Annotated in this window: 17 protein-coding genes; 10 read left to right on the forward strand and 7 right to left on the reverse strand. The window is 38.5% G+C overall.

Features of this window, described 5'->3' with window-relative positions; all coding sequences use genetic code 11:
• Positions 1-594: 594 nt before the first annotated feature.
• Entirely contained in the window at positions 595-2,451 is a 1,857-nt protein-coding gene (locus QNI15_RS02770) for a HAMP domain-containing sensor histidine kinase (RefSeq protein ID WP_314030394.1), read from the reverse strand.
• A 1,069-nt stretch (positions 2,452-3,520) separates the two neighbouring features.
• On the opposite strand from QNI15_RS02770, the gene QNI15_RS02775 reads away from it, so the two are divergent.
• Complete coding sequence (locus tag QNI15_RS02775; protein ID WP_314030395.1) at positions 3,521-5,452, forward strand: GAF domain-containing protein; 1,932 nt, start codon at positions 3,521-3,523, stop codon at positions 5,450-5,452.
• A 142-nt stretch (positions 5,453-5,594) separates the two neighbouring features.
• On the opposite strand, the gene QNI15_RS02780 is transcribed toward QNI15_RS02775, so the two are convergent.
• A complete protein-coding gene (locus QNI15_RS02780; RefSeq protein WP_314030397.1) occupies positions 5,595-9,515 on the reverse strand; it encodes a PAS domain S-box protein in 3,921 nt (1,306 codons plus the stop codon).
• Positions 9,516-10,161: 646 nt separating this feature from the next.
• On the opposite strand from QNI15_RS02780, the gene QNI15_RS02785 reads away from it, so the two are divergent.
• Genes QNI15_RS02785 through QNI15_RS02795 form a run of 3 tightly spaced genes read left to right on the forward strand, consistent with a single transcriptional unit; the run spans position 10,162 to position 12,478 of the window.
• Positions 10,162-10,668 (forward strand): GNAT family N-acetyltransferase, encoded by a 507-nt coding sequence (locus QNI15_RS02785; RefSeq protein WP_314030399.1) that lies wholly within the window; start codon positions 10,162-10,164, stop codon positions 10,666-10,668.
• Positions 10,669-10,678: 10 nt separating this feature from the next.
• Positions 10,679-11,659, forward strand: coding sequence for a hypothetical protein (locus tag QNI15_RS02790; protein WP_314030400.1), 981 nt, complete (start codon positions 10,679-10,681; stop codon positions 11,657-11,659).
• Positions 11,660-11,680: 21 nt separating this feature from the next.
• On the forward strand, positions 11,681-12,478 hold the full coding sequence (locus QNI15_RS02795; protein WP_314030402.1) for a hypothetical protein: 798 nt from the start codon (positions 11,681-11,683) through the stop codon (positions 12,476-12,478).
• Between the two features lie 260 nt (positions 12,479-12,738).
• Here QNI15_RS02795 and QNI15_RS02800 read toward each other — a convergent pair whose 3' ends face one another.
• Both QNI15_RS02800 and QNI15_RS02805 read right to left on the reverse strand, forming a co-directional pair.
• Positions 12,739-13,815 (reverse strand): lanthionine synthetase LanC family protein, encoded by a 1,077-nt coding sequence (locus QNI15_RS02800; RefSeq protein WP_314030404.1) that lies wholly within the window; start codon positions 13,813-13,815, stop codon positions 12,739-12,741.
• Between the two features lie 128 nt (positions 13,816-13,943).
• Positions 13,944-14,087 carry a hypothetical protein gene (locus QNI15_RS02805; RefSeq protein ID WP_313982335.1) on the reverse strand — a complete coding sequence of 48 codons (144 nt, stop codon included), beginning with the start codon at positions 14,085-14,087 and terminating at the stop codon, positions 13,944-13,946.
• A 139-nt stretch (positions 14,088-14,226) separates the two neighbouring features.
• Here QNI15_RS02805 and QNI15_RS02810 point away from each other — a divergent pair, with 139 nt between their 5' ends.
• From QNI15_RS02810 to QNI15_RS02820, 3 genes are all read left to right on the forward strand, one after another.
• A complete protein-coding gene (locus tag QNI15_RS02810; protein WP_313982334.1) occupies positions 14,227-15,300 on the forward strand; it encodes a sensor histidine kinase in 1,074 nt (357 codons plus the stop codon).
• 108 nt (positions 15,301-15,408) lie between these two features.
• Positions 15,409-16,149, forward strand: a complete 741-nt coding sequence (locus QNI15_RS02815) for a LytR/AlgR family response regulator transcription factor (protein ID WP_314004910.1) — start codon at positions 15,409-15,411, stop codon at positions 16,147-16,149.
• A 135-nt stretch (positions 16,150-16,284) separates the two neighbouring features.
• A complete protein-coding gene (locus QNI15_RS02820) occupies positions 16,285-19,416 on the forward strand; it encodes a lantibiotic dehydratase (protein ID WP_314030406.1) in 3,132 nt (1,043 codons plus the stop codon).
• A 75-nt stretch (positions 19,417-19,491) separates the two neighbouring features.
• Here QNI15_RS02820 and QNI15_RS02825 read toward each other — a convergent pair whose 3' ends face one another.
• A complete protein-coding gene (locus tag QNI15_RS02825; RefSeq protein ID WP_314030408.1) occupies positions 19,492-19,878 on the reverse strand; it encodes a thiol-disulfide oxidoreductase DCC family protein in 387 nt (128 codons plus the stop codon).
• Between the two features lie 253 nt (positions 19,879-20,131).
• On the opposite strand from QNI15_RS02825, the gene QNI15_RS02830 reads away from it, so the two are divergent.
• On the forward strand, positions 20,132-20,572 hold the full coding sequence (locus QNI15_RS02830) for an SRPBCC family protein (RefSeq protein WP_314030409.1): 441 nt from the start codon (positions 20,132-20,134) through the stop codon (positions 20,570-20,572).
• 65 nt (positions 20,573-20,637) lie between these two features.
• Here the strand turns inward: QNI15_RS02830 and QNI15_RS02835 are convergent, their stop codons facing one another.
• Positions 20,638-21,690 carry a threonine aldolase family protein gene (locus tag QNI15_RS02835; protein ID WP_314030410.1) on the reverse strand — a complete coding sequence of 351 codons (1,053 nt, stop codon included), beginning with the start codon at positions 21,688-21,690 and terminating at the stop codon, positions 20,638-20,640.
• Positions 21,691-21,755: 65 nt separating this feature from the next.
• Between QNI15_RS02835 and QNI15_RS02840 the strand changes: the two genes are divergently transcribed.
• Positions 21,756-22,673: a LysR family transcriptional regulator gene (locus tag QNI15_RS02840; protein ID WP_314030412.1), complete on the forward strand. Its 918-nt coding sequence runs from the start codon at positions 21,756-21,758 to the stop codon at positions 22,671-22,673.
• A gap of 95 nt (positions 22,674-22,768) precedes the next feature.
• Here QNI15_RS02840 and QNI15_RS02845 read toward each other — a convergent pair whose 3' ends face one another.
• Positions 22,769-23,905, reverse strand: a complete 1,137-nt coding sequence (locus tag QNI15_RS02845) for a hypothetical protein (RefSeq protein ID WP_314030414.1) — start codon at positions 23,903-23,905, stop codon at positions 22,769-22,771.
• 227 nt (positions 23,906-24,132) lie between these two features.
• Here QNI15_RS02845 and QNI15_RS02850 point away from each other — a divergent pair, with 227 nt between their 5' ends.
• The gene (locus QNI15_RS02850) at positions 24,133-25,329 is read left to right on the forward strand and encodes an AraC family transcriptional regulator (protein WP_314004898.1); all 1,197 of its coding nucleotides are present in this window, start codon (positions 24,133-24,135) and stop codon (positions 25,327-25,329) included.
• Positions 25,330-25,347: the final 18 nt, after the last annotated feature.

Raw genomic sequence — 25,347 nt, forward strand, 5'->3', positions numbered from 1 at the left:
CTACCACAGTGGGTAGCTACGCAAGATGAACGACCTGCTAAACAGGACCTGTTCTCTTTGAGAGTGTAAAGATAAGAATAGCTTAAAATAATTATAACATTTTTGTTGACTTTACAGACAGTACCTTTTGGCAAATAGAGCCATGCTTGGGTCCTGAGAAAAAATACTCTCCAATCAGAAAAACCGCCGGTCTTGCCACGCCTGTCCCGACAATGGCGGGAAGGTCCTTTCAGGAGGACAGCAAGGGGGCTTCACAACTACAAGAAGTCCAGCATAACTAACAATGCTACCTTATACTCAAGTAATCACAACACTTTTTGTAGCTCTAACATAACTTTTTTATAGTTATAGGCAAAGTGAACTAAACTCAGTTCAACGAAGAAAATGACCATTATTCGAATATTTCTTCAACGTGATCGGAAGTATGGTCAGCACCGAAAGTAATTCGATTTCTGTTCACTTTTTATCTTCACCAACAAACAAATCTAAACTTTTTCGGAATTGTGTTGAACAGATTTCCAGTCATACTGAAAAGATAGCTGAAGTTTAGTTATCTGAGACACATGCTTGGTTTATAAGATGATTTCATCTCTGTTATTCAGACACCCTCTTTTTTACATATCGATTCAATTTCAGTGTTGCTGTTGTACCTTTGCCTGGTTCACTATCAAAGGTCAGTACTCCTCCATTCCGGCGAACAAAATCCTGACAGATAATCAATCCCAGTCCTGTTCCTTTCTCTTTTAGTGTACCCAATGTAGAAACCGGATCAACATATAAATCCTGTGATGACATAATCTTAGCTAGCATATGATCATCCATTCCTATCCCTGTATCACATATCGTAATGTCAGCAGTAGTCTCATCAGCCATTACCTTTATGATAACCTCCCCTTCCGGATGAGTAAACTTAATGGCGTTTGAGAGTAAATTTCGCAGGATAAAGTCAACCATATTATAATCTGCCCAGAGTTTAATTGAGTCTTCTGTCACTAACCGGAATCGGATCTTTTTTACTTCAAGAGACTGCATTACCAGTTCATGGTTCTTATTCAGTACCTCTAACAGATCTACTTTACCAGGAACATACCGGATGTGGTCTATTTGCATCAAAGCCCAACTCAGCAGATTATCCAGTAAGTTAATCATCTGATTGATGGATGTAATGCTTCGGCGCTTCATCAACTGCAGTTCTTCAGCCGAAAATAAAGTATAGTCTTCTTCATACAATTGCATGAAGTTTTGCAAAGACACGAGTGGTCCTCTCAAATCATGAGAGATGATAGCAAAGAAACGATCTTTCACAGCATTCAACTGCCTCAACTGGAGTTCGGAAACGGTCAACCGCTGATTGTATTGGTGTAATTCTCCATTTTGCTGTGTCAGTAATTCGCTACTTGCCTGCACCTCTTCCAAATGAAGTTGTATTTGACTTAGCATCTGATTAATATGATCTGTCAGTGTACCTACTTCATCTTTTGAACGTACTGGCAGTGGAGAAGAAATTGATTCAAACCGGCTTGCTGCAATCTGATCTACTTGTTGCGTAAGCAGATTGACAGGTCGGGTGATGGAATATGAAAAAAGAAAACTCAAAATTATGCACAATACAAATGCTCCTCCCATGATGAACAGGAAAGAAATAGTCAACTCATGGCGAATTCTTTTGGCCTCCAGTTCCGCTTTTATAATTAGCGTATCCAGATCTTTCTCCAGCTGTTGAGTCATCATCAGAATCTTGCCCCGCCTCCCAAGCAATGGAGTTAATCCCAGTTCTGCATCTATCTGAGTTAGGTTGCGAAATGATTCGCCATAATACTTCAGCAATCCTACAACCTGTGCATCTCGTGAGTATTGACTCTGCAGAGACTGCAAAAGACAGAAAAAATGAAAGGCATATAGAGTATCTTTCCGGATAATATAATCTTTCTCATACCGTCTGAGTGTCAAAAGCTGCACCTTATTTATAGAAGTCCATTCTAATGCATGGGCATAGTCACGCATCTTTCCTTCCTGCCCATAATCTTTGAAACCACGTTTAAGACATAGGTTTACTGTAGCATTAAAAAGTTTTGCATAGTCATTCCACAAATGATTCAGTACGGCTAACGAGGTGTTAATAGCTAGTCGGTCTGCATCTTCTGATTGCGTCAGCGAGGCTGTTCGATTTGTAAGAGATGTGACAAGCTGATTATATTCTGTTAGTGAACTACATTGTTCAGATCCATAAAAAGCAGTGTCAGTAAGATCGTAGGCATAGAAGTGTTTTTCCTGTCGTGTAGCTTGTAGAAATAAGCTACGTAAAGCATTCAACTCATTAATAGTCAAAGCCATTTGCTCTCGTTTCTGATAGAATGAAAAGCTTAACCATATAATCAGAAATAATAGGGTGACAAAGGCGAGATAGCTTACAAGAATTTTAGATCTAAGTGAAGTAAATACAAAAGACATGGATACAAAAAATGCAAGTGGGTGTCGCAAGCAAAAGTATCCATTTATTTATAGGTAAAATCTAAAATTTACAAAAACAACACCAGACGTAAGATTAGCCCTGCTTCTACCTCCATTTCTTACTATTACTACACGTATCCACACAAATGGATGATTAATAAAGGGTTAAGCAAAAGAAAAATACTAATACACACTATTTATACAAGTCTTTTATAAAAGAAAGACAATCAGTAGAAAAATACAATTACCCATCTAACACCAATTATACTCAGCGACTTTCTTAACACAAACAAAACAGTTTCTTAGTATTGAGATAATACAAAAAGTAATACGCCCTTTGATACGTTTTAGCATTTTCATTTTATTGCTATGTAAGATTTGTGAATATCTCTGTATTTTACGTATTCATAATTGGCACAAGCTTAGTTTATTTCTCTCTAAATTTATCTATATCAGATATCAGTCTTTACTGGTCACATCAAATGTATTGGCTGTCTGACTGAGATTTTTAATACTATCCACAAATTGAAGAAAGATATTTTTGTCTACTAAAAAATCCAGCAGGTAATACTCCTGTTGGTTAGATTGTCTGCCCGAATCGTTGCCTTTACCCTTTTAATTTGACTTGCTTCCAGTGACAAACCCTCCCGTTCCTTACATATAATCAATGTTAAGTTTTCTTTAACAAAAAGCAAATTCGCTATTATACTTATTACTAAATACATATCGCGCATTTATAAAGTCCTATTTCCTCCACTTTTTTGCCAACTATATCGATCTTACACATGTTTTTACCCTATTATCAGGATTTACATTTCCTGTTATCACAGTATTCAGGTATATGTAAGAAATATCAATTATTTAAAGCTGTACAGAAGGCAAGGATTCTTCAACGTATTCAGTAGCTGAACCTTCAACTTTCTGAGCTATTTATACATCTCTATGTTTTCAGTAAGATATGCATACTTTGTTTACATGATATCAGGCTAAATGGCTAATACTTGCCGGAAAATTACGTTTAACACCACTTTTTTTTACATCCGTCACTTTCTTACACCTACGATCTGATATGTTTTCGCTTTATAAGATTAGATACAAGCTGCTGTTTACCTTTTTCACTTTAGTTATAGCATCCTCTTTTATTGGAGGAATATCCATTTATTATTCCAAACAACTCTCTCAGTATCAGAAAATAAATAATCAAATTGATCAGCTGCGCGTTTTACTCCTACAGGCAAGAAAGTTTGAAAAAGACTTTCTTATCTATGATCCTGTCAATAGTACTTTTATACAAACAGGGCAAAGTGCGAATCTGACAGGACATAAACAGGCACTGGACTCTATTCGGATTTTGCTCCAGTATATAGCACAGAACAGTCATATGTCCTCTATGGGTATTGCAGCCAGCATTATGCAGATTGAAGAACAGGAAAAGCAATACCAGAACTACTTCTATCAACTGGCGGAGAAAACACGGCAGAGAGGATTTAAAGATACAGGCTTGGAAGGAGAAATGCGTAAGGTAGCACATGATTTGGAAAATACATCTTCCATCAATCAGACTCAGCTACTTACCCTACGGCGACACGAAAAGGACTTCTTTATACGAAAAGATGTCGCCTATGCTACCAAATTGCATCTCACTGCCGATCTGGTGTTACAAAGTCATTCAGACCCTGCCTCTGTGACTGCCTTGAAAAAGTATGTACAAATCTTTGATCAGATTGTAGCCCTTGAAACAGAAATTGGTTTGAAACCAGATAAAGGCATAAAGGGCAGTTTGAAAACCAGTGCAGATACCATTGAACCACAAATTGCCTCTATCCAGCAAGGGGTATACCAGCAAATCGAGAATCAGACATCAGCTTCCGAAGGCATTATATGGACAGTAGTAGGTATGTTGCTTATAGGTTCGGTTGCATTGGGATTTTACTTCTCAGACTCCATTTCCAGACCTATCATTCTGCTTGACCAGATTGCCCAGTCTGTCGTTACAGGACTGAAAGATCAGGATAAAGAGCTGGAACAAATACAGTCCCCGGATGAGTTAGGTAGTCTGGCTAAAAACTTTAAGCAGATGTTGTTAACCTTAAAAGGCAGCTTCCAGGAAGTTTCAGCTCAAAACCAGAAGCTGGTGGAAGCCTCCCAGGAAGAAAAGCTACGTCAATGGAGTGCAGAAGGTGTGGCTCATTTCAGTAATCTGCTGGGACAATCGTATCCAACGATGGAGGCATTGTGTGTAGAAGCGACTTCACAGATTGTAAAATACCTGAACGCCAATCAGGCAGGTCTGTTTCTTCTTACTGACAGCCTCTCAGATCAGCCTTACCTGGAATTAGTGGCTTCTTATGCCTATAACCGCCGGAAATATCAGCATAAGCAAATACAACCAGGAGAAGGATTGGTGGGACAAGCGTTTCTGGAACGAGACATGATCTATATGACAGATGTTCCCAAAGATTATGTCACGATTACCTCCGGATTAGGTGAAGCCCTGCCTCGCTGCATTCTGATTATGCCTATTCAACTCAATGAAACTATTGTAGGGATACTGGAACTGGCAACCTTCCAACCTTTCCAGCCTCATGAACTAGACTTTTTGAAAAAGATTGGAGAGAGAATGGCAACTACTCTATCAGCACTGAGCAATACAGAAAAGACCCGATTATTACTGAAGCAGTCACAATTGCTGACGGAAGAACTACGTGCTCAGGAAGAAGAAATGCGTCAGAATATGGAAGAGATGCTTTCTACTCAAGAATACTATCAACGCATGGAAACCAGTTTGAAACAAAAAGAAGAACAACTCGAAAAACAGATACTACTTCTTCAAAACGAGAAAACGGAAATCAGTGTTTCTGAAGCCTATTTTAAGACGGCCTATCAACAGAAAGCGAAAGAACTAGACGAATTGGTCAAAGAAATGGCAGATCTTAAACTTGAATTGGAAAGTCAGAAATTCAAAGCATTGCCATTCAAAAAAACACAGCATCAACTATAAAACACCCACTCTGTCGTACAGCAGGGATAGTAACCGTGCCTGTACGACAGAGTGGGTGTCTATTAAGCTCACAATATCATCTCAACACACCATCCACTACTAATGTAATCTGTATTCTCTTTGTAACAAGCGATATCAGATACTATTGGGTAAATGAAAAATAAAAAGTAGTTCCTTCATTCACTTTGCTTTCGGCCCATATGCGACCACCATGACGCTGAATGATACGTTGTACAATAGCCATACCCACACCTGTGCCTTCAAACTCTGAGGCTTTGTGAAAACGTTGGAATACACCAAATAATTTATCTATGTATTTCATATCAAAACCTACTCCATTATCACGAATAAAGTAGATAGGCCCATCTGCTTCTTTATAATAGCCAATATGAATCTGAGCCACATCTCTCTTGGAAGAAAATTTAACAGCATTTTCAATCAGATTCTGCCAGACCTGACGCATCAGAGAGATATCACCCTGCATAGGCGGCAGTTCCTCTACCTGAAATTGAATACGATCCCGTTGAGATTCTGTAGTCAGTGACAGAAATACCTCTCTTACCATATCGTTGAGGTCAACAGGAAACAATTCCATTTGAGAACGATTAAGCCGGGCAAATGCCAGCAGATCATCAATCAGTCGTCCCATCCGCCGGGATTCATTCGTAATAATCGTGCAAAACCGTTTGCCTTCTGCGCCCAGAATAGATGCATAGTCTTCAGCAAGAATAGAAGAGTACCCATTAATAGCCCGTAGCGGGGCCCTCAAGTCATGGGCTACAGTGTAGTTGAATGAATCCAGCTCTTTATTGGCAGCAACCAATTGAGATGTTCTTTCTTCTACTCGTTTCTCAAGTTCCTGATTTAGCTGATAAATCTGACGCTGAGCCTCTTTAATGTCTGTCACATCTATTGATACCAACATGGCAAGTGTCACCTTATCTGTTTCATCTTTGATAGGTACATACCGGGTTATGATATCTGTACCAGCACTACGGTTCTCCGTAGTAAAAACCTCTCCCCCAAACACGCGTTTCAGATTGACATCCAATGCATTCACAACATCTTCATCCAGTAAATCCTTTGCTTTTCTTCCAATCAGTGACTCTCTGTTATAACCAAATTCATTCAATAAGTCGCCTTCTACGAGTAGATAGCGGCCTTCCTGATCAAAAAGGCAAATAATGGATCCAGGGATAGTAGATGCAATAGTTTTATAAATTTTCTCGCTCTGGACGAGTTTTTTTTCTGACTCTTTACGTTCAGTGATATCGCGCAGTGTAAACAGGACCCCATTCACACCCTGAATATGTTCCAGATTCATAGCGATCCCCTCCATCCATCGCCATGTACCATCTTTGTGTCGCTTACGAAACAAAAGCTCTATAGTATCTCCTGGATAGTTTAATTCATTCCATCGTAATGGCTGATCATCTGGATGGACAAGGTATTCCGGAGACAACGTCATATATTCTTCTGGAGTATAGCCTAATACATGTTTTATACTTCGGCTCACAAAGGATATAGTGTCACGAGTAGACACTATAAATATGTCATTACTATTTTCGATTAAAGCTCTGAACTGCTCTTCACTAGCTTTTACTTTTTCTTCTGCAATTTTCTTTGCAGATATATCTCTCAGATTGATTACCAAACCACGAACCGCTTCATCTGTAAGCAAATTAGTAACGTTACCATCCATAAAATGATAATTGCCTTTTTTATCTATCACCCGAATGCTAACTTCCGAGGAAGCGCCTGGTATTCTGGATATTTGCTGAATCAATTTCTGCACATGGGGTTGATCTTCCGGATGCAGGAGATTAAAACGAGGTGAACGCCCTCCCTTTGTATCCCATTCAAATATGCGCTGCCAGGATGGACTCCGATACGTAATTTCCTGATTGGCATTTAGTACAGCAATAAAATCACTGCTATATTCAATCATACTCCGGAATCGGCGTTCATTCAAATGTAATTCCCTGTTCAACTTAAGAATTGCCTGTGCGTTATGGGTTTTCTCTGTAATATCACCAATAGAGACAAAGTATATTGTATTACCATAAAGATCTGAAAAAGAGCCTCCTCCATAAGAAAATACACGTACCCAGTCTTTTTTCAGATGGCGTATCTGTATTTCCTGGTTCTTAACCTTTTCATTTCGTAACAATCGTGAAATAGGCCACTGTTCAACCGGAATAACATCCCCGTCCAAATACGATAGTTCATAAATAGATGTAAAATCCTTCACGGCACCTCTGCACTCGTCCATTGTCTCAAATCCATGCATCTGCAAGGCAACCGGATTCCAATGGAGAAGATTTCCATCTCTGTCTGAGATTATCAATCCTTCAGAAAGATTCTCAATAATTTGTTTCAGGTTATTTTCGCTTTGCAGCAAGGCATCCTCTACCCTTTTCTGCTCGGTAATGTCTTCTATCACCGAAATAAAGTACAATGGCTCTCCTGTCTCATCCCTTTGTAGAGAGACTGTTAACCGCACCCAGACAATAAAATTATTCTTATGGAAATAACGTTTCTGCATGGTGTACCCCTCTATCTCTCCATCCAATGTCTGTTGCAGCAATTGCAAATCTGTATCTATATCTTCCGGGTGAGTTATATCCTGAAACGTTTTTTGTAATAGTTCTTCTCTGCTATATCCTACGATAGCAAGCAATTTTTGATTGATATCCAACCATTTACCATCTAATGCAACACGAGCTATTCCGATAGCTGCATTTTCAAAAACGGAACGATACAAATGCGCACTTTCAATTAGTTCAGCCTCTGCCTTCTTTCGATTGGTTATATCCGTCAATACCCCATACCATGTAACTCCACCATCCAGATCTCTTTTAGGCATAGACCAACCTTCTACCCATAGTTCACCTTTCTGAGGGTTTACCACACGAAACTCGTCATGCCACCTAGCCATATGTTGTTTTGAAAGTGCAATCTTTTCCAAAATCTGAGCACGATCCTCTGTATGCCATCGCTCACCGGCTAATGATCCATCATTAGCCAAACTATCCGCTTTAAGGCCATAGATATCTTCGATCCCAGGACTAGCATAAGGAAAACAAATAGAGCCATCCGGTTTTTCCCGAAAAGCGAGTACTACTCCAGGCACGGTAGCAACAAGTTTCTCAAACCGATCCCTTTCCTCACGCAATACTTCTTCTACCTTTTTTCGCTCTATAGCCATAGCCAGCACATTGGCCATAGCCTGTACAAAATGAAGATCATCTTCATCAAAGTTGTAGTAGTGCTTGCTATATAAACTCAACACACCAAAAGGTTCCGATGTACTGGTTATTACTACACTTATGCCACTTACTATATGGTACTCATTCAGGAAAGGAGATACCTCAAAACGACGTTCGGAATGCCAGTCATTGGCTATCACAGCAGTGTTGGAGCAGAGGGCATAGATAGCCTGAGATCTATAATTATCTTCATCTGCTACTTCATCTGCATGTATACATGTCTCAGGCCAGCCGGTTCCCACTCTGAACAATAGTCTCTTTCTATCTGCATCCCATTCCTGTATCTGAGCAAACTCCATACTTAACAGATGAGTAGTAAGAAATATAGCATATTCAAATAACCTTCCTGTATCAGTCCCTTGCAAAGCCAGTTGGGTTAGTTCAGTAACGGCAGACTGTTGTTGTAACCGAACCTTAAGTTGAGCTTGAGTATCTTTTCTTTTTATAATACGGACAAAGGCAACCAGATTTCCATCCTGTAGTTTTCGGGAATTAATCTCCACCGGAATAAAACGTCCATCCTTATGACGGATATGCCTTTTAGTAGATACAACACCTCCTGTCTCTAACTCTTCTTTGTGCAGGGGTTCCTTTTGTAATTCTTCCGGAGCTAGTATATCCATTACAGACATCGTCCGTAATTCTTCAAGCGTATACCCAAACATCTGACAACCAACCGGATTTGCATGGATATAATGAAAGTTTGGATCGCTGACGAATATTCCATCTGCTGCCTGTTCAAAAATAGCATTTGCTATTTCTACGGATACTGGAGAAACAAGAGGTGCTCTCATTGTAAGGGATAGTATTGTGAAAATCTTTTACTCACTTTGTATAAACCTTGTGCATAAAATACTATTACCACTGATTGATTGACACAACTAGTCATAATAGAGTAGTTATTCTATCTCTTAAGACCTTGTTCCGGATAATAGCATAGAATCAGTTATGACAAGCCATTAGATATATAGGAAATTACCACAAGGAGCAGGTCTATCTGCAGAATGATCAAAACAGGATTAAAGTAAGTGGTAACAGAAAAATCTATTCATATCCAAACGTCTTGCTGTGGGTCTATTCATCAGAAGATTTCTTCACTAATAAAGCAGACTCATTCCTGGAAATCGTACTGAGTCTGCTTTATGATACCAGATCTACTTATTAAAGTATGTATCAATAGCTATATCTGAAGGATAGCAAGAATAAGACAGGTATTTCTAATTCGTAAATACACTGATACACAAATATATAATAAATAAAACAAAGTAGTTACCTGCTAGTAAGATGATATTAATCATCTTATTGTGTTATTGACTAAATAGTAACATGAATATATATCATATAGGAAAGGAATCAACGATTAGGCTGAAAATTGGCAGATTTTTACACCAATCACCCGACAGTTATTTACGACCTTTACAAAATGATTGATCTGGAATTATGAATGATATACAATTATTACCACTCACACTACAAATGGCTCCGACACTGGCTGCTATTGCAAATGATAAAGATATCTGGCTTCAGGTGCGTGACCGACTCCCACATCCGTATCATTTACAGGATGCCGAAAGCTTCATCTCTATAGTCAGCAGTCAGGAACAGCAACTGATACGAGGAATCTTCTTCAAACAGCAATTGTGTGGAGTAATCAGTATCACGCCACTGCATGATATTCACAGAGTTTCTGCAGAAATCGGGTATTTCTTAGGTAAATCATGGTGGGGGAAAGGAATTGCCACAACTGCTGTCAGCCAGATTACACAAATGGCATTTGCTACGTTTCCTATTGAACGCATCTTTGCAGGAGTTTTCTCTCATAATAAATCTTCAATGCGTGTGTTGGAGAAAAATGGTTTTCTACTGGAAGGAGTAGCCCAACGTTCTGTAATTAAAGAAAATGTGTTACTTGACGAACATATTTATGCTCTCTATAGACAAATCTAATCAGTGAAATATGAGCCAATCCCAGAAAGAAACTACTCAGCCAGATTCTGTTGCCTTACAAAAAATACTTCATAAACTGGGCTATCCGGATTTATTGGAAAAATTATGTGAGAATATTTCAGGATCAGAGCTAAATACATTGTTGCTAACCCTTATGGCTCAACGTGCAGCTCAATCATCACCTCCTATGTTGCTACAACAATACCAGCATAGTCGTTTTGCCATGCCTTCACAGTTGCCTCTTGTTGCCTTTAGTGAGTTTGAACTTAGCCTGCAGAAAATTATTCATGCATTTGGATTTCAGGATATCATACTTTCTCCGGTAGCTCCATTGGGAAGTTGTTCAGTAGTAGGAACTGTACATCAAAACAAAATACTTTCAGCGATAAGAGGTATGGAAGTAATGGCAGATATAACCAATGCAATGGCGCTGGAAATTTGTCGTCGCAAACAAACAAGAGAATGGGTGCCTGCCACTGATAAGGACACATTGCGGCTGTTTACCACACATCGGCATTTGCGAACACCTCCAATCCAAAATGCAAAATTCAGTCCACATTTTGCCATCCTGGGTTGTGTAGTATCAGGACGAGATCAGGGTGATTGCCAATTTGAGACATTTGTAATCCTAGAACAATTGAAATTATACCAAGCCCTGCTTGCAGATCATCTGCATTTATCAATAAAGGTAAAACTATATTTGCGTGAAGGGTACTCTGCGTTATCTTTACTACAGGAACGAATAGCAAAGGTATTAGAAGAATTTAATACATCTGTACCTGTTGAATGGCTGAAACCTGACACAGAGAATGCCTATTATCAGGGAATACAGTTTAAGATCATGGTAGTAACAAATGACCAAACATGGGAAGTAGCTGATGGAGGATTTGTAGACTGGTCACAAAAATTATTGCAAAACAAAAAAGAACGTATGTTGATTAGCGGGTTGGGAACAGAATTGCTTTATAAAATTCTGTTTTCTACTGAATAAGGTATGTAAATTAAAGATCAAATGAAAGGTCGTATTGTACTGGAAACTGAGAAGCAGGAATTTATCCGGATTGCCTGGCCCTCACCTGCCTTGCGTAAACTTATTGCTTATTATTTTGAGGTTAAAAGTCCAATAAATCAGACAACATCTACTCATCTCTACTCTATACCCAGCTTACATGGCCTATTTTGTTTTTCACTCAACGATTCAACCTGGATCAGCACAGAACAACAATATCAAAAAGAGACTATTCTGAAAGGCACCCAATTACTTGGAGCGTTTACCTATCCTTTGTGTTCTGTTTTTCCATATCAGAAACACGCATTTTACATTAAGCTACAACCTGGAGTATTGGAAAAGCTTACAGGGTTCCTACCAGGAGAACTACTTAATGCACAAAGTACACCAGAAAATGTATGGAAAAATGAATTGACAGAACAGATAGGCAATACATCAACTTTTGAGCAACGGATAGCTTGTGCAGAAACTTATTTCAAGAACCATCAGTATTTTAGTTTTTCGTATGCATTTAATCTAATTCAGACAGCACTCTCATTATTTTCACACTACCCTACCCAAAGTATTGAAACAATAGCAGATAACTTATCTGTAAGCTATCGGACCCTTCATCGTCACTTTGATCATGAATTAGTACTTTCACCTAAATATTGTCAAAAACTCATACGATTTAGACAAGGCATATCTTTATATCGTACCAAAGGAAGTCAATGCGATTATAGTCATCTTGGGTACACCGATTTTTCTCATTTCTGTAGAGAAGCCCGACAAATAGCATTGAGAGCACCATCTGAGATTTGAGGCATAAGGAAATAAGCTACCACCAATAACTTTTAAACGAGGCAATGTCACTATCTCACAAACAATATTTTGCTTACAGCTTCTTGATAAAGATACCATAAAAACACCAGCCTGATCCAACAGTTAGGTGCTGTAAGAATCAGGCTGGCAATTTGTAGTGAAGAGGAGCGTTGGCAATAATGTCTAAGCAATTTCAAAGCATTCTGGCGGAGAGAACTCAGATAAAAAATATAAAAAAGATATTAAAAAGTGCAAGATTACTATAGAAACAATAGACTAGTATTTAAATTACCCATTGTCCACTGTCTGATTGCAGCATATACACCTAAATTTCCTGTAAGCAAAGAATTATCTTCATTGCTTTGCTCACGTATATACCGCTGCCAAAGCTCTCCTAACCAGAAACTTCCTTCTTTAAAAAATCGCTCCTGCTGTGTAAGTGAATGTAAGTGTCGATAAAATAACACTAATCCGGCTATGCCATCAGTTAAACCCATACACAGAGAATCGGATTGCTTTTGCATATGCATCCGTTGACTGAGTATAAATCCAGCCAACCGATCAGCCCATTTTATTAACTCTCTTCTTTTCTGGAGCTGTCCTACCTCATACAAAACCAATATTTGTATCAGATCGCCAGCAGACCAGCTTAGTGTATCAGAAGTCACCCATTCTGAGTCACTTACTTGGACAGGAAAAAGAGCATTCTGATTCTGCATGGTATTTATATCCAGCTGATGAGCATACAGATAGTATATATACTGATCAATTATCTTCATCAATGTACCCTGATGTTGTGTCAAAGCGGGTGAAGCTTGTGACTTCATCAGTAAACGTACCAGAAGTAATATATATCCAGCATACCCACTTTCAAGAGTTAGGTCAGTAACCGGCTCACTCCCAATGGGTAACCAATGACGGCATAACTGGGAAAGCAAACGATGCTGCATTTCCTTTATATGTGGTGTCGATGTTTGGTTACTCAGAAAATAGTGCAAAATAGCCGTACTTCCCTGGCAATATCCAAGCTTCTGCTCCTGAATTCGTTGCATTACCTCCTGGTAAAGCTGTAACTCAAAATCCAGTAACGTTTTTCGAATAGTTTCTTTTTTGTGTAACTGGTATTGATACAATGTCTGGCATCCTGTTAGAAGAGGAATCAACTGTGATGCGGGTCTCCAGTCTTCGGTATGAATAATATCCTGCAACAGATCAAGTTCGAGTTCCTGTTGCCAGATATGCCATAACCAGGTATCTGCCGTCGATAAATCTGAGTCAGGAATCAGGCTCAGACTTGTCAATTCTGAAGCCATTCTCTCTACTAATGGTGCTTGCATATTCATCAGTGTTTTTTGTGTAAGTTGAATAGATATTCCATTACTAAAGAGATTCCTAAAATACCTATCCCATTTACGCTAAGGACATCCATTACAGGTGGCTCTTTCCTGCATCACAGATAAACTTCTTATATTCCTGTCGTCAATACAGTGCCAATGGTTTGGTTGCTGAAAGGCTGGTTTTCTCCAGTCAGTGCAGAAACACTTGTTAAACGAGCTACTTTTTTAACACGGATGGAAGCCAAAGTGGAAGTGGTTGTATTTGTTTTCATAAAATTTTGTTTGTTTGTAACGTGATAAAATATGTTGCTTGTGCTATTTACTGAATGAAAGTTGCAGGTTTTCTTTCAATCCGGAAAATCAATTATACCAAGCTGCCTTTTTCCTATATCATTACCTGAAAAGCCCTATATGAAACATATACAACGCTGGTTCCAACAACACTGGAAAACAGTCTTGATCCATGCTGGTGTGTGGGTGCTATATTTACTTGTTAATAATATTTTATTATTTATAAATCAGTTGCGGCAAATAGAGCTAGGACAGATGTTGTACACCTATGCGTTGGTGGCTGTTTTATTCTATGTCAATGTATATTTCATCATAATTCCCTGTATGCAGAAAAGGCAATATGTAAAACTGGTGTTTTACACTGTATTGCTGATATGTATCTACGTTATGATTCGTTATCTGCTTTTTACCTATGTATTTCCCATGCTTCATATTATAGGTGCATACCGAAAAAACTACGTTATGATGGAGCAATTTCTACCAGATTCTATCTGGATAGCCTGCCAATACATATTATTTAGCTATGGATATTGGTTTGCTTTACGTTCTATTCAACTGGAACAACATAAACGTAAAATTGAGCAGGAATTTGCAGCATTAGAGCGGGAAAGAGCTCAGGCAGAACTTGCATTTCTCCGATCACAGTTAAATCCTCACTTTCTCTACAACACACTTAATTTCTTTTTTTCTGATGCACTTCAGGTATCTCCCAGACTGGCAGACTCCATCATGGCCTTATCTACCATGCTACGAAATGTGACAGAAATAGGCAAGCAGGCGCTTGTACCTATCGGACAGGAACTTGATTATATTCGGAACTATATCAAAATACAATGTTATCGGTTTGGAGATCAACTTCAGGTACATCTGGAAATTGAGGGTGAGGAATACGAAGACCAACATATGATTCCGCCTCTACTATTTATTTCTTTGGTTGAAAATATTTTTAAGTATGGTGATGTATATGACAACTCTCAACCTGTCCATATCCGTATATGTCTATCGGAGACTGAGATCTCCTTCTATTCCGAAAATCCCAAAAAGGCAACACCCAATTATACACAGGGAGGGTTGGGATTGAAAAACATTGAGAATCAATTGAGAATCATATATAAGAGTAATTTTAGCTTTGAAGTAACCGAAGAAAACAATATATTCTATGTAAATTTAAATCTTCCACTACTTGGTAATTAGCGAAACAGCCCTTATACTGTATTGCAGTTGGAATACCTCGGTAGATATTTTCCCTGATAACAGACTTTGTGCTATTTCTTAACCTTAATTTATTAAAACAACAGTACGATGATCAATTGTCTGATTTTAGATGATGAGCAGGCCGCCATTAATGTACTGACCAAGTATATCGAGGAAACTCCCTATCTCAAACTAGTAGATGGTACTACCTCTGTTTCCAAAGCCATTGAGATGTTGAGCCAGCAATCTATTGACCTGATTTTTCTGGATATTCAGATGCCTTTATTGAATGGGCTCCAGTTTATAGACTTATATGGTCATCAGGTCAAAGTAGTACTGACAACTGCTTATAGTGAATATGCACTGGAAGGATACGATCGGAATGTGATTGACTATTTACTCAAACCTATTCCATTTAATCGCTTTCTTAAAGCAGCAGAGAAAGCATTGAATTATTTCAACCGCAATAATTCAGTTCTGACAACACAGGCGTCTCAGCCAGATATGGATTTTATTCTGGTTAAAACAGAACATAAAGGAAAACTGCGAAAGATTAATTTCAATGAGATTGTGTATGTAGAAGGGCTAAAAAATTATGTTTCCATCTATACCACTCAGCAGGAACGAATTGTAACCTATAGTGGTATCAGTGATCTGGAAGAACGCTTACCTTCTCATCTTTTTGCCCGTGTACATCGGTCGTATATTGTTACCATACGTATGATTACGGCTATTGATGGTAATGAAGTGTTGTTAAAAGATGCCCCACGTATTCCGATATCCGGAAAATTTAAAGATGATCTTTTACTAAAACTCCAAAAAGCTATACTACAAAACAAATCAGAATAAAGGATCTGTTTGTTGTAAACCTGATCCATAATTTCTCTTACAACCTATTCTCATTTTACTACTGCACCTGTAACTACTGACTCACTCGGAAAATTACCGGGTTACCTGAGTCATTGGGTAAAATATTACTTTAGTATGGCTCATAGCTTAACCAATCATGGTTTCCTGGTTTTCAGATCACCTCTTCTACCCTATCATACACTCACTCAACTTACAACCGAAAAAATCCGGTCTCTCTATTCAGATCCTCTTTTGCAATCAGCATTATTTATTGCATCGCCAGAAATGTATATACAATGTTGTGCATGGCTGAATAATGAGGTAAAAAATGAAAAAGACAGGAAAAAGATTGAGTTAACACTAACGAAATATTTGCTGCGTGCCTCCTATCGCTGTACCCCATTTGGGTTGTTTGCAGGGTTGTCACTGGTACATTTGGCTCAGACTACAAACATATGTTACAATCCGGCAAACGACTGGCATAGACACACACGTCTTGATATGGACTTTATACATGTGTTATCTCAGCATATTGCTAATATACCTGACCTACAACATACGATCTCTTACTTTCCCAATAATACTATTTATCAGATTGGAGAGAAAATGAGGTATGTAATCTACGAGATCCAACAAAATATGCGGGACCATCATCTTGTAGATGTAGATTACTCTCCTTACCTGACACAGTTGCTGGACTATGCAAGGAAAGGAGCTACCCACCTTCAACTAATTTCAATCTTACAATCTCAGGGAATAGAAAAAAAAGCAGCTGCAGACTTTATAAACCAAATGATTGAAAATCAATTATTGGTAAGCGAACTGGAACCTACTATTACAGGAGAGCCCTATACTCATCGTCTTATTGAAATACTGCAGAAATATAAAGAGGGTAAGCCAATTGCAACTGTTCTGGAACAGCTTTTACTGACTATACAACAAACGGATGAGCAAGATTTCCATACTCTGGTTGCAAATTATAAAGCTCTTTCCATCCAGATAGGACAATTTGGATTGCCATTTGATACAACCAAGCTTTTTCAAGTGGACGTCTATAAATCATCTGTCAGCAATACACTTACTCCCCATGTAACAGAACAATTACAGAAAACTATTCAGCTACTCAGTAGAATACAGTCTGTCAATGAGCCAACTCATCTTATCAGATTTAGAGAAGCATTCAGAGATCGTTATGAAAATCAGTCAATCCCATTACTACAGGCCCTGGATATAGAGACAGGCATAGGGTATCCTATTCGTGAAATCGGAGCACATGACTTTGTACCTCTTCTGGAAAATATTATGCTGCCTGCTACTACGACAGCCACACAATCCATTGAGTGGTCTCCCTGGCAGCAATTTCTGTTGGATAGTTACACACATGCACTTCGTCATCACCAAGAAATAATTTACCTCAATGAAAAAGATCTGAAACCGTTTATGCAAGAGCAATCTCCTGCATTGCCTACCTCTCTCTATTCAATAGGATATATCCTGGCCCAATCTGCCAATGCCATTGACCAAGGCGATTTTATCATCTATCACCAGGCTACCACTGGCCCTTCGGCTGCAAATCTGTTAGGACGATTCTGTCATATGAGTGATGAACTGACACAACATGTCAGACAAATTACACAAGAAGAGGAAAAACTCTATCCTGAAGCGGTTTTTGCAGAGATAGTCCATCTGAATCAGGCTAGGGTAGGTAATATTGCTGTTCGTCCGCATCTTCGTAACTACGAAATTCCTATAGTAACACCTACGGGTACAGATAATGAACATACGATCTTACTGGAAGATCTGGATATTTTTCTTCGGAATAACAGACTTGTTTTATATTCACGAAGGTTGCAAAAAGAAGTGATTCCTCGTTTGAGTACAGCTCATCTGTATTCAGCCAACACTATTCCAGCCTATCATTTCCTGTGTGATCTTCAGTTACAACAACTACAGCGAGGGATAAGCTGGGATTGGGGAGTGGTAAAACAGGCTGATTATCTGCCACGTGTACAATATGAAAAAGTAATAGTAAGTAAAGCTCAGTGGCGTCTGGATAAAATAGTTCTGGATCAGATTAAAAATCTCTCTGGCTCTGCACTCAAAGAATACATTCAGCAACTTAGAGAATCAAAAAATATTCCCCAACACATTACCATTAAACAGGCTGATGCACTTTTGCCTATCGATCTGCAAAATGACCTATGTCTGGAACTTCTGCAACAACATATCACTCAGATAGAGTCTTCTCTTTTAGTGGAAGAGAACTTGTTTACACAAGACAATGTATGGATAGAAGGCCCGAATGGAAGGTTTACCCATGAATTTATTTTACCAATCCAGTATCCTGTCTCAGTAAATTCGATCCAAAATACGCCTCCAGCAACTACGATCACACGAAGTTTTCCTCCAGGTTCCGAATGGACATATGTCAAGATATATTGTGGAATCAATACAGCCGATGAACTATTGCTCACAGTTATTAAGCCTTTGTCAGAAGAACTCCTGGAAGGAAAGTTGATTGATAAATGGTTCTTTATCCGCTATGCAGATCCAAACTTTCATTTGAGAATTCGCTTTCATGAAACGCAGGCAGGAGCAGGGCAGATCCTTCAAAAATTATATACTCAACTACAACCTTATCTAAGTACGAATCTGATTTTCACTATACAAGCAGATACGTATCAAAGGGAACTAGAACGATACGGGGACTCTTCTATAGAAGAAAGTGAAACATTATTCTATCATGATAGTCTGGCAGTACTGGCATTGCTGAACACCCTAGCAGTAGATCCGGAACCAGATGAAATTCGATGGCAGGCTGCACTCTGGGGAACAGACCAATGGCTTACAGATTTTGGATTGTCTCTGCAAGAGAAGCAGAAGCTGCTTTTTAGCTTACAGACAAGCTTTAAAAACGAATTTAATCTGCATACATCCTTTGCCAGAAAATCGTTGGGAGAGAAATACAGACTGGAGAGAAACTACATTCGAACTCTACTGGAAACTATTCCAGATGAGAAACATCCACTATTTTCCATTGCAGAGGTATGGGAAAACAGAAGGTATATGACAAGAGGAACTATCAGTCAGTTAAAACCTAATTTTTCCTCTCAACAGTGGGAAAGCCTGGTAGGAAGCCATATTCATATGTTTCTGAATCGTGTGTTTCGTTCACAACCCCGAAAGCAGGAAATGGTTATTTATGATTTTCTCTATCAATATTATCACTCCAGACTTATGCAGGAGAATAAAACCAGTGAGATCTGAAGAGTACTCCGGTCTATAAACACAAAGCCTGATACTAGAGAATTAGAAAATCTTATTATCAGGCTTTGAATAAACTTATTCAATAAAACGAGCTCTTTCACCAGGAGTCAGGATAAGGCAATTAATATTTTCTCCCTGTAAATAATGTTGACGTGCAAACCATCTGTAAATCCCATCCCGAATCCAGCGTGGCAGATAGATTAATCCAAACAATACCGACCATCCACCTTGCAGGTGACGACATATTCTAAGTGCAGCTTCAGATCCAACATATTTTCGATCTTTTTCAAAAAGAACCAGCCCATCACTACAACCAATGCGGGCTACTTCCAGCAGTCTCCCTCCTATTTCAGATCGTATGGATGCAAAATTAAAATAAGCCTGCTCGTCCCGATTCAGAACAAACTGAACATATTTGTTACAGAAGACACAGTCTCCATCAAATACAATAATTGCTTTCATGTGGGTTGTTTATGCAAGAGTTATCCAAATAAATTGGTGGTTTAGTATCTGCTACAACTTACAGAAGTAAGTACGTAGTAAATCCATGATAAAAAATGAAAAGAAAAGTGTGGGTATAAAAATTAATTATACCAAATGAGAGTTTACAGATACCAATCTCCTGTTTCTCTGTCCTCTTTGTCTATGGAACCAATATTCGCATTAAAACTTTAGATCTATAATCCAATAAGAACACTTTCAAATCGCTGGATCTATGCAATCTGTCACCAATCATATAATTAACAAATCCATTCAGATTAATGCCACTCCTACAAAGGTGTGGCAAGTGCTTACACAACCGGAATGGATTCAGCAATGGATACTAGACTCAGAGGTAGAAGTTATCTCCGATTGGGTAAAGGGGAGCCCAATCACTATTCGGGGATATTTACATGACGACTACTTTGAAAATAAAGGAATAATTTTGCAGGCAGAGCCAGAGCATCTCCTTCAGTATACTCATTTGAGTTCACTGTCCAGACTTCCAGATACTCCTGAAAGTTATACTAGTATTCAATTTGAATTAATACCCTCAGATGATCAGACTGAGTTATTCCTGACCCTAACTAACTTCCCAACAGAAACCATTTACTGGCATCTTGAATTTTACTGGAATGTGACTCTTGGTTTGATAAAAAATTTGTGCGAAGAATAGAGAACAAACTAAAAAACCAGCCTTATGAAAAGCTGGCTTTTATATAGTTAGAATTTATGCAGGTTTCATTGTACTTCACAGACCTCCTTTTTCTCAACCTCACTGGCTACACTCAGGTCTTCAATAAACTGATCAATCATTGCCTCTTTCGTAGCCCAGCTGGTAACCAAACGAATGGCAGACTCCTGGCTATTTATTTTTTGCCAGATATAGAAGTCGTATTTTTTTTGTAGCTTCTCTATTACAGAAATAGGAAGTATCGGAAAAATCTGATTGGTCTGTGAATTTGTCAGAAAGGAATAACCTTGTTCTTGAAAAGCAGTAGCTAGTTTAGCAGCCATCTGATTCATATGGTTTCCAATCTCGAAAAACAGATCGTTGCTGAACAAAACCTTAAATTGAATACCCAGCAGTCTTCCTTTCGCTAGCAATGCTCCCCGTTGCTTAAGGTTATAGATAAAGTTTTGTTGTAATACAGGATTGTTAATCACAATAGCTTCTCCCAGTAAGGCTCCACTTTTAGTGCCTCCAATGTAAAATACATCTGTATATTTTGCCAGATCCGAGAAAGTAATATCACTGGCACAAAGGCCTGAAGCAAGCCGGGCCCCATCAATAAACAGATACAAACCATTTTCACGACAACATTGAGACAATGCAATCAATTCTGCTCTTGTATAATGTGTTCCTATCTCCGTAGGATGTGAGATATATACCAAACGAGGAATTGGCTTGTGAATCTCCTCAAACTTATCCAGAACAGAGATAACATCTGCAGGTCTCAGTTTCCCATCTGTGCTTTGTACAGCCTCAATCTTATGACCTGTAGCTTCGATAGCCCCAGTCTCATGTACCAGAATGTGCCCGGTTTCTACAGCAATGACAGATTCATAAGGACGCAGTATAGAAGCAATCACTGTAAGATTGGCCTGTGTACCTCCGGAAATAAAATGAACAGCAGCAGATGGACTTTTGAGTTTTTCGCGAATCAGATCAGCAGCCTGTTGAGAATACATATCAAAACCGTATCCACTATGCTGCTCTCCATTGCTTTCTATCAATGCCTGTAAAATGGCTGGGTGGCACCCTTCACTGTAATCATTTTTGAAACTATACATTGTGACAATACCCGTTTAAAGTTTGTATGGTTGTTGATGACTTAGCAAATGTATCTTTTTAGGTAATGCAGAAAAATGCTATTTTTGGTATCATTGATGCAAAAAATGCATTAATCATACAACTCATGGATATTCAACAAATTACCTCTTTTCTCACATTGGCGGATGAATTACATTTCTGGCGGGCATCCTTTAAACTGAATATTACCCAGTCAGCTCTGAGTAGGCAAATACAATCACTTGAAAATGAACTCAGTCTGTCATTATTTAACCGTAGTAAACGAAAGGTAGAACTTACCGCAGCAGGGAAATTTCTCTATCAGCAATGGGAGCCTCTCATGCAACAACTGACGTATAGCACACGATACGCCCAAAAAATTCACCGGGGTGAATATGGATCACTCACTATTAACCATCCCGGATCTATCAGCCACAATCTGTTGCCAGATTTACTAGCCCGCATTTCTAAACTCTATCCGGATGTAAAAGTGGAACTGGTGCAATTGAAATACACTCAGGAGGAGGAGTTTTTGAAGGCCTTCAAAATTGATATTGCCTACAGTCGTTATGAACACAAATCTGATTTTATTGAATCAAAACTGGTCTGGAAAGAAAACTTTGGATTTGCAGTTCCTATAAATCATCCCATTCAATCCGAAGAAGATCTGACTTCAGATATACTGAAACAACAACGGTTTGTACTTCCCACGTTACAACATGGGTATATTTTTCCGGAAACAATTTTTAGCATTTTTAACCATTACCAGATCAACCCCGTTATTTCCTATGAATCTGATTTTGGGTCAACTGTATTATCTCTGGTAGCGAAAGGGCTGGGTATTGCTATCTTACCCTTCTCATTTGCTCAGCAGGCTCCCCCTAATATTCGGTTCATTAAAATTCCGTTTGAGATCCCGCTGTACTTATACTGGCGCAAAAATGAAGACAATCCACTTATTACCAATATTCTGAAACTGACATAGTTGTATCAAACTACGGAGAAACTCTGTTGATCTTTGTAATTAGTGACAACAAGGATCAATAGACTACCGGTAAAGAAGTCCAGGCATTCGACAGGTTATACATTATATAAACTAAAACAACCATAATCCGTCCGAAAGCCCAGCAGATCATTTACAAATTTCGGCCTTGCTGTTTTTACACTATGTTCTATCTGAAAGCTGTGTAAAAAGGTCTTGTCCACGAAATCAAAAACAAAGGCGTTCTTGTTTTGCACTATAACCAATTTGGATTGGTCTCCATTGAAACAAAACCAGCTGGCTTGCTGAGAATGTGACGGAAGTTGTAATTCAGGCATTGCCAGGTCTATATCGTTGACAAGATCAAAATAACGGATACTCCATGGCCACCCATACGACCTAACAACCAGGATGGTATCGTTCTCGGCAAATTCCATTTGAGAGATTACACCAAATTCACCAGTGATGGACTTCACTACTTTACCATCCGATACCTGTATCACCTTAATTTCATTTTCCAGATTGTGAAATGCAATCCATTGTCCACTCTTTGACAAAACAACTTCAAAAGGCAGTTTCCCTTTAACCACTTCTACATCAAAAGTATATTTAAGAAGAACTGTATCCTTATTAAAAACATATAATTGGGGATGAGAACCAAAAGCGTATCTTTCAGATGAAACAGAAATAAAGCTTACTGGCTTAGTAAATCCTTTTGTCAAACTATTGAACTTTTTGGTGGCTAGTGAATACTCAAAAATAAAATGATCTGTATCCAGTAATAGTGCATCCTTTATAGCATTATACTGTATATCCCATGCAAGTATCTTGGGCAATTCGATGGTTTCTATGAGATTGCCTTCTATATCTATCAGTGACAAAAAATCTTTCTGATCAGTAGCGGTCTTGAACCAACCATGTTTATATACATAAATTCCATTGGGAGTAGTATCAAAAGCTAAACATCCGCTATATCCAGTCCCTATAAAATAATGTAAGAGCGGTTCCCCTGCAGATGCATTTTTATTTCTTACTACAAATCCCTTCTTCAGCAGTTCCCATTCTTTTTTAGAAAAGAAAGTTAACGCCTCTGCTGAAGTGGCGAACTCTTTTTCTGTAGCCTTTGACTTGCTGTCCTTTATATTTTCAATTAGTACCTTATTGGAATAGAGAGTAAGGATACATTCTTTTCCAGATTGGGTATCAACTAGTGTATGCTTTTTTTCAATGTTCATTGTACTGTAGAGATAGAGAATTACAATGTGAGATCGTGGAAAGCTAAAAAATAATTATGAACACACCACAAAGTCCTTGAGATAAGAGAAGTACAAAGACCAGTATACTACTCTATCTGGCTTTATAAAACTCAGCTCACATAAAACTTCTTTTTGAAGAGAAATATTTTCTTAATTTTGATAAATACACATAGTATCCCAACCACTCTCATACAAACCAAACGTGTATGTCACTTATCAATGGCTCAGATTTTTGGAACATCATTATTCTACTGGGCGCCGTTCAGGGATTTATTCTAAGCATCCTTGTATGGAAGGGCAAAGGAAGCAATAAAGTATCCAATCGCTTATTGGCTACACTTATTTTTCTGCTGGCGCTGGCTTGTTCTAACTTATACATTAGTGAATCCGGCATGGAAGAAGAGTATGCCACCCTTCAGGTTATACAACAGTTGCTACCACTCATTCTTATTATGCCAGTAGGTCCCTTGATCTATTTCTATGTGCAATCTGTCACAAATTTAAATTTTCAATTAGATAAAAAACGTTGGCTTCACTTTCTTCCTACCAGTATTGATTTATTTCCCAAACTACTCGTATGGATAGCATTGGCAGGGTTGCTAACCCAACAACTACAAGAAGAAACAGTCAAAGGCTGGGGTGATTTTATTGATGCCTATAATACGTATATGGATATTCCCCGATGGCTATCACTGACAGTATATGTATTAGTTGCCAGACACTATCTTATGCGTAAGCTGCCGTCACAAGCAGAGTCTGACAATAGTCAGCAAAAATGGTTGGGCCAGTTTTTGAATGCTTTTTTGCTATTTCAAGGTATCTGGTTACTATTTCTTATTCCTTATATCAATCCTTCTACCCGAAATACCTTGCTGGATGATATGAGTTATTATCCTATCTATATTCCATTGGCGATTCTGGTGTACTGGCTTGGATTCAAAAGTTATATACATATCAGACTACAAACAGAAGCACCCCCATCACAGCCAGAGACAATTGCACAACAACCTGTGTTAGTTACTACTCCATCCTTTACATCAGAAGAAATTACTGACTATATCGCTTCATTGAAAAAGGTTATGGAAGAAGAGAAACTCTATCTGGAACCGACTCTTCATCTGCAAATGCTGGCTACTCATACAGGTATTCCGCAGAAAACAATTTCCTATATCCTTAACAACTATCTCCACAAAAGTTTCAATGAGTTTATAAATGAGTACCGGATTGAAGAAGTAAAAAAACGCCTGCTGGAAAAAGACAATACACATCTCACCATAGTGGGTATAGCACTAGATTGTGGTTTTAACTCTCAGGCAACTTTTCAGCGTGCCTTTAAAAATAGTACAGGTATATCTCCCAGAGAATATTTATCCATACAATCGCAGGAATCTGTCTTAAAGTAGTTATCAAATCCGGATTTG

Origin of the sequence: Xanthocytophaga flava, assembly GCF_030068545.1 — a bacterium.
Taxonomy (GTDB): Bacteria; Bacteroidota; Bacteroidia; order Cytophagales; family 172606-1; genus Xanthocytophaga; species Xanthocytophaga flava.